General features: G+C 37.1%; 8 protein-coding genes. 6 read left to right on the top strand and 2 right to left on the bottom strand.

What is annotated here, in order from left to right; all coding sequences use genetic code 11:
• A partial coding sequence (locus tag EV579_RS18870) for an HTH domain-containing protein (RefSeq protein WP_133745017.1) occupies window positions 1-414 on the bottom strand: 414 nt, incomplete at its 3' end.
• A 734-nt stretch (window positions 415-1,148) separates the two neighbouring features.
• Here EV579_RS18870 and EV579_RS18865 point away from each other — a divergent pair.
• The 6 genes from EV579_RS18865 (at window position 1,149) to lepB (ending at window position 6,126) form a co-directional block, all read left to right on the top strand.
• Window positions 1,149-1,331: an antitoxin VbhA family protein gene (locus EV579_RS18865; RefSeq protein WP_133745016.1), complete on the top strand. Its 183-nt coding sequence runs from the start codon at window positions 1,149-1,151 to the stop codon at window positions 1,329-1,331.
• Between the two features lie 410 nt (window positions 1,332-1,741).
• A complete protein-coding gene (locus EV579_RS18860) occupies window positions 1,742-2,854 on the top strand; it encodes a Rap family tetratricopeptide repeat protein (RefSeq protein ID WP_133745015.1) in 1,113 nt (370 codons plus the stop codon).
• 533 nt (window positions 2,855-3,387) lie between these two features.
• On the top strand, window positions 3,388-4,413 hold the full coding sequence (locus EV579_RS18855) for a protein rep (RefSeq protein ID WP_133745014.1): 1,026 nt from the start codon (window positions 3,388-3,390) through the stop codon (window positions 4,411-4,413).
• A gap of 135 nt (window positions 4,414-4,548) precedes the next feature.
• Entirely contained in the window at window positions 4,549-4,977 is a 429-nt protein-coding gene (locus EV579_RS18850; protein ID WP_208300744.1) for a hypothetical protein, read from the top strand.
• Between the two features lie 47 nt (window positions 4,978-5,024).
• A complete protein-coding gene (locus EV579_RS18845) occupies window positions 5,025-5,450 on the top strand; it encodes a hypothetical protein (protein ID WP_133745013.1) in 426 nt (141 codons plus the stop codon).
• A 118-nt stretch (window positions 5,451-5,568) separates the two neighbouring features.
• Window positions 5,569-6,126 (top strand): signal peptidase I, encoded by a 558-nt coding sequence (gene lepB / locus EV579_RS18840; protein WP_133745012.1) that lies wholly within the window; start codon window positions 5,569-5,571, stop codon window positions 6,124-6,126.
• Window positions 6,127-6,274: 148 nt separating this feature from the next.
• Here the strand turns inward: lepB and EV579_RS19330 are convergent, their stop codons facing one another.
• Window positions 6,275-6,415, bottom strand: coding sequence for a DUF3967 domain-containing protein (locus EV579_RS19330; RefSeq protein WP_279586129.1), 141 nt, complete (start codon window positions 6,413-6,415; stop codon window positions 6,275-6,277).
• Between the last annotated feature and the right edge of the window lie 14 nt (window positions 6,416-6,429).

Genomic DNA, 6,429 nt, shown 5'->3' with positions numbered 1-6,429 from the left:
AATGGATTCTTTCAAAGCGAGCATGAGATTTTCATCTCGCTTTTTTTGTTGTTCTTCAAATTGTTCGAGTCGTTTTAGGATGGCCCGATTGAATTCCTCTTGTCTTTGAATGAGATCGGCGACATTGACATCTTGTAGCGGTGTAGCGGTATCCGATATGGACAAGTTTGACCGATACAAGGTCGCTACAAGTTTGGCTACTTCTTCTAGTGATTTACCACTTAATTTAGAGTGTGTGTATATATACTCCATAGCGGATAAATCGGACTCATTATACTGACGCCATCCCTTAGTGTCTCTGGCGAAATTATAGCCGTTTTTCTCAAGCATGGCGGCGTATTTGCGTATCGTGACGCTGGAGACATTGAGCTTGTTTGCAATGTCTTGTGAAGAAAGGTAGGTTTCGGGTTTCATAGCGGGTTCACCTCTTTATGATTCATTCGCTACGATATACGCTACGCCCTCCTAGATCAAAAGGCAAAATGTTTTTGTTTTGCGTAGCGGGTTGAAAGAGAAAAATTTTGATAAGTGTCGCTGGAGACATTTCGGAAAAGGTGAAAAGAGCATAAGGGAAAACTGCAACCACTTTATGTTTGAAATCCCAGTGTGATTTGTTTCGTGGCGGTTGCAATTTTTGAAAAGAATGTGCCTAAAAATGAAAAGCTGACACACCTTTTTTTAGGAGAAAAAGGCGGTGATGTGGCAGAAACGGAAAAACTGCCACACCATAAAAAGGAAAAGTGAGAAGAATGGAGTAACGTTTTGTGTTTGAAAAGGAGCGCACCTGCACACAAAGAAAGGGAGCGTTTTGCAAAAAAATCAGTCGTAACAAGGGGTCAATAATGGCGAATTAAGTTTCGTGTTTGTTTTGTGTTGTTTCGGAAAAGTGTGCACTCAAAAGGAGCGTTACTGTTTAAAAAATGGAATGAAAAACATATGGCATGAGTCAACGGTAAGCGGAACGAAGTGAGCATTAAGGAGTTGACTCATTCACGACACCCAAAAGCCTGTTTATCAAACAAACCCCGTTTGTTTGCGCCTGCCGAAGGGGCATCCCCCGAAGATCGGGGGTAGGGGGTTTGAATATTTGCCATCCAACGTGCTAGCGTTGGCGGGTTTGGGCAGAGCCCAAGAAAGGCGGTCCGATGATGAAAATGACAAGAGAGAGTTTTGAAAAAGGCATGAGATATGCGAAAGCGACACACGCCATTGAAGGAATTTATCTTACAGCTGACGAGGAAGAATTATTATGGCAGCATGCATCCGGTCAGATCACAGATGAGGAATTTGAGAGAAAGGCTCTTGAATTGGCTTATAAAGTGATACAATAGAGTTCTAGGCGAAGGTGCGCAGCGGTAGACGACGGCAGTCGTCGAGTGGCAACGAAAAGCGAAGCACCGTAGCCAGCTGGAACCCCCTCACTCTAACAGGGGGGTAGTAATGTAAGATGAAAATAAAACGCATAAAAAAATATGTCGTGCATTTCAAAAATGCCGTTGAGAGCGTTCAGATTCGATTCTGAGCGCTTTTATTTTTGTTTAGGTAATTGAAATAGGGGGAAGCGTCAAAAACGCTTATAAGGGCTTTAAATGCGTTTTTCGTTTTGTCTGCTGTAATCCATTTGAAAATTCGTTTGCGAGATGCCGAAAATTTGCATAATTGGAAACGCAAGCGGGTTACACCCGTATTTCATATGCTAGGATTTAACATAAAAAGGGACAGGGATCGGGGGATTGATGGAATGGAAACTATTTCAGCAGCGGTGATCGGTCAAAAGATAAATGAGTGGTATCGACATATAAAAAAACTCAATGTGACAGATGCTGAAATGCTTCGGAGCGAGATAAGAGAAGAATTGGATATGATGGAGGAAGATGAGCAAGCTGTTCTTTATTTTCAGTTGATGGATTTTCGTCATGAACAAATGCTTGAATACGTAAATCCAGTTGAGCGGAAAGTGAACAAAGCTGAATACTTAAGAGCAGTCGAAGGTCAGGGAAGAAAGTTCACTGGAATCCTTGAATACTACTTCAATTTTTTCAGAGGGATGTATGAGTTTTCGCAAGGTGAATATATCACTGCGATTACTTTTTATAGACAAGCAGAAAAGCGGTTGGATCGGGTAGCTGATGAAGTTGAAAGAGCTGAGTTTTATTACAAAATGGCAGAGATTTTTTATCACATGAAGCAAACTCAAATGTCCATGTACTACATCATACTGGCTCTTGATACATATAAGGCTAATCCAACTTATGTGATTAGAGAAATTCAATCTCGCTTTGTTATATCAGGTAACTATGATGATTTTAACCGTCCTGAAAAATCTATTCCTCATTTGCAGGAGGCTTTGAAAAGAGCGCAGGCCATTAAGGATGGATTGATGACTGGGATCACTTTGATGAACTTAGGAAATACATATCAGCGACTAGGAAAATATGAAGCTGCCTTGAATTACTTGCAAGATGCTGAAGGTTTTTTGAAAGATCATACTCATATCAAAATCGTATATTATCAGCAGGCTCTTATTAATTTCAAAATGGGTAATGATGAAATAGCGAATGACTATTTGAACGAGGGTATTGAGTATTTGAAGTTAAATCCCGATAAGTTGTTTAGTTCTTTATTTGATTTTCTTATAAATTTATATACGAAGCCATTATGTCTTGATGAACTGATGGAGATATTGAAACGCTTTGATGATGTGAGAGGTTATCCATATTTAGAAGAACTGGCTTTAGAGTCCGCAGAATTTTATACTGAAAATGGGCGTATGGAGGATTCTGTATATTTGTATCAGCAAATGGTGTACGCTCAAAAACAAATTCGAAGGGGCGACTGTTTGTATGAGCATTAGAAAAGGCTTTGGTTTAGTTTCTTTTGCAGTGATGATGTTGATTGGCAGTTTATACGCCAGTCATGCAAATGCTGTGATCGAGCTTGCTGTGAGAAACGGGACATGATTTGAACAGACCTTTAGGGTCTGTTTTTTTGTGGCCAATGTGACGGCAGCTGTATTTTGAAAGTCGGGTTTAGTCAGGTTTGGTATAGAGTTTAAGTTTTATACTCTATGAATGGAGTGGAAAAAATCAAAAAAAAATCTCCCCCTGCGGGGAAATTTGGTTTAGTCTTTGGTCTTTTAGGTTTTGGTTTTTAAAAAAGATGGCGGTTTTGCCAGCTTTTTGGGCGATTTTGACGGAGTCAGAATCGTGTCTTTTCTTATCTTGATACATATAGAAACATTGAGATTTTCAAAAAGTGCGATAAATTCAGTGGTGATAAGGGTTTGGGAGCTCTTTGACACGTCAAAACTCCTTCTGCTATTATTAAGTTACCACACTTAAAATAATAGATAGCTAGAGAACTAGCTTCAGAAGGAGTTTTTTGACTTTGACATATTTATCTGAATCGAATTATAGCATCCTTCAGGACAAAACCGCAACAGGTAAAAAGCGGGATTGGAGAGGAAAAAAAGTGAGATCGTCACTCATGGCGGCTCATTATGAAGGACTTGAACAGCGTACTGGTGCACCTTATTACGGAAAAAAAGCTGAAAAGGTATGTAATTGTGCAGAGTGTCTTGCGTTTAGGAGAGACAAAGAAACGGGCAGACTACGATTATATCAAGCCTATTTTTGTAAAGTGAGGTTATGCCCTATGTGTGCGTGGCGAAGGTCGTTAAAAATTGCTTGTCACAATAAATTGATTGTAGAAGAAGCCAATCGGCAATATAAGCCTGCATGGATATTTCTTACTTTGACAGTAAAAAACGTTGAAGGCGATGATCTAAAACAGACCATTTCGGATATGATGAAAGGTTTTAATAGATTGATGAAGTATAAAAAAGTGGACTCTTCTGTACTCGGTTATTTCAGAGCTTTAGAGATTACGAAAAATCATGAAAAGAATACATATCATCCGCATTTTCATGTGTTAATTCCTGTGAAGAGGAGCTATTTTAAAGGGCAATCGTATATTAAACAAGCGGAGTGGACGAGCTTTTGGAAGCGTGCAATGAAATTGGTTTACACACCGATTGTGCATGTGCAGCGGGTCAAAGGAAAAAAGGGAATCGATGCGGAAGCGATTGAAAAAGAAGTTCGTGAAGCAATGGAAGAACAAAAGGCCATTCTTGAAATCTCGAAGTATCCTGTCAAGGATACGGATGTGATACGTGGGAATGAAGTGACCGAGGAAAATTTGGATACTGTTTATTATTTGGATGATGCATTGAATGCCAGGCGGTTGATCGGCTATGGCGGGATCTTGAAAGAGATTCATAAGGAACTGAATTTGACGGATGCTGAGGACGGAAATCTTATCAGGATTGAAGAAGATGAAGATGAGGTGGCGAATGAAACGTTTGAGGTCATGGCGTATTGGCATGTTGGTGTTAAGAATTACATAATTAATTAAAAGTAGGCTTATTAGGAGCCTACTTTTTTGTTTTTTCTTAATTTTACCTTAAAAAAACATTAATAGATAATTTTATCTAATTTTAATGGTATTATCTTCTTTGTAAATTATTTCTGAAAGGATGAGAGAAGAACTATGAAGTTGAAATTTATTACAATGATTTCTTTAGCTTTTGTATTGATTTTATCTCCTTTTTCTATGGTACAAGCTGATACGAAGGATAGAAGTATAAGTACTTATAAGTATCATGGTTGTACCACTGTTGCAAAAAAAGCAAATAAAAGTGGTGTTTATTTGAAAGTATCAGGTCATGGTTCTGGGCGATTTTTACTCGTTTCTGTTTTTGCTGATGCTAATAAAGGAAAGGGTAAACGAAATTGGGTGAATGTTTCCGGACAGGATTTGGCTAGTTTAGGAAAATATGTAACAAAAGGAAATAAATATCGTCTTACAAATTATGCTGTTGAGAGATATGGAAAGAATGTTCCAATCAGACTTTGTTGGGATGCAGGAAGTAAAAGTACAGGGAAAGTTAGTTTCCTTTGGAGTCCAGATAGTAGATGAAAAAATAAAAATTGCATCTATATTAACATTATTGAAAGGATGAAATAATGATGAAGTTGAAATTCATTACAATGTTTTCTTTGGTCTTTGTATTGATGTTATCTTCTTTTTCTATGGTACAAGCTGATACAAAGGATAGAAAATTTTCTATTGGTAAAGATCAAGGCTTTACTACTATAGCTAAGAAAGAAAATAAAAGTGGTGTTTATCTAAAAGTAACAAAGGGAAAGAAATTTCTTGTTTCTGTTTTTGCTGATGCTAATAAAGGAAAAGGCAAACGAAAATGGGTAAATGTTTCAGGAGCTTCAGGAGGAAGTTTAGGAACTTATGTTACTGCTGGAAAAACATATCGTTTGACCAATTATGCTGTTGAGAGATATGGAAAGAATGTTCCAATACGTATTTTAGTTGAAAATAGAGATCAACGTGGTTCTGAGAGAGCTGAATTTCTTTGGAGTCCAGATAGTAGATAAATAGTTTGTTTCCCTGTCCTGTAAAGATACTTTCTTTACAGGATTTTTTTATTTTTTGTTTAAAAATCTAAGAAATGATAAAGTTGAGTTAAAAATTGCCAAGCAGGAGGAAGTATAAGTGTTTGATAAAGAAAAAAGAAAAAAGTCTAATATCATTGATTGGATAAAAGCTATTTTAATAGCTCTTGTTCTTGTTTTTCTTGTTCGTACTTTTTTGTTTGAACCATACATTGTACAAGGTGAATCTATGAAACCGACATTATTTAATTCTGAAAGATTATTTGTTAATAAATTTGTTAAATATACAGGTGACTTTAAAAGAGGGGATATTGTTGTTTTAAATGGTGAAGAAAAAAAGACTCATTATGTGAAAAGGTTAATCGGTCTTCCTGGTGATACAATTGAAATGAAAAATGATAATCTTTTTGTAAATGGAAAAAGGTTTAATGAGGAATACTTAAAAGAAAATAAAAAAGACGCACACGACAGTGATCTCAATTTGACTGGAGATTTTGGCCCAATTAAGGTACCTAAAGATAAATATTTTGTGATGGGAGATAATCGTCAAAATTCAATGGATAGTCGAAATGGTCTCGGATTATTTAATAAAAAGGATATTGTTGGAGTGGAAGAGTTAGTTTTTTTCCCTCTGGATCGTATACGTCATGCTAAATAATATTTTTATGATGTCCATTGCATGTGTAATTTCAGAAACAGAAGAAGCCGGCTATTAAGGCGGCTTCTTCTTTACACGCTTGACGGAAATCGAGAAATTTTAGCACTCACACAGGGGTGTGTATAAGTGCGCCATTTTCATGGGTGTCCTATTTCCAAAATTGCCACCACTTTTTTTGTTGAGCAGCAGCAATCATTTTTTTTGCTTCAATGGATTCTTTCAAAGCGAGCATGAGATTTTCATCTCGCTTTTTTTGTTGTTCTTCAAATTGTTCGAGTCGTTTTAGGATGGCCCGATTGAATT

This window comes from Bacillus sp. BK450, from assembly GCF_004364885.1.
GTDB lineage: Bacteria > Bacillota > Bacilli > Bacillales > Bacillaceae > Bacillus > Bacillus safensis.
The sequence above is the reverse complement of the archived record's forward strand: the minus strand, read 5'-3'. Positions and strand labels throughout refer to the sequence as shown.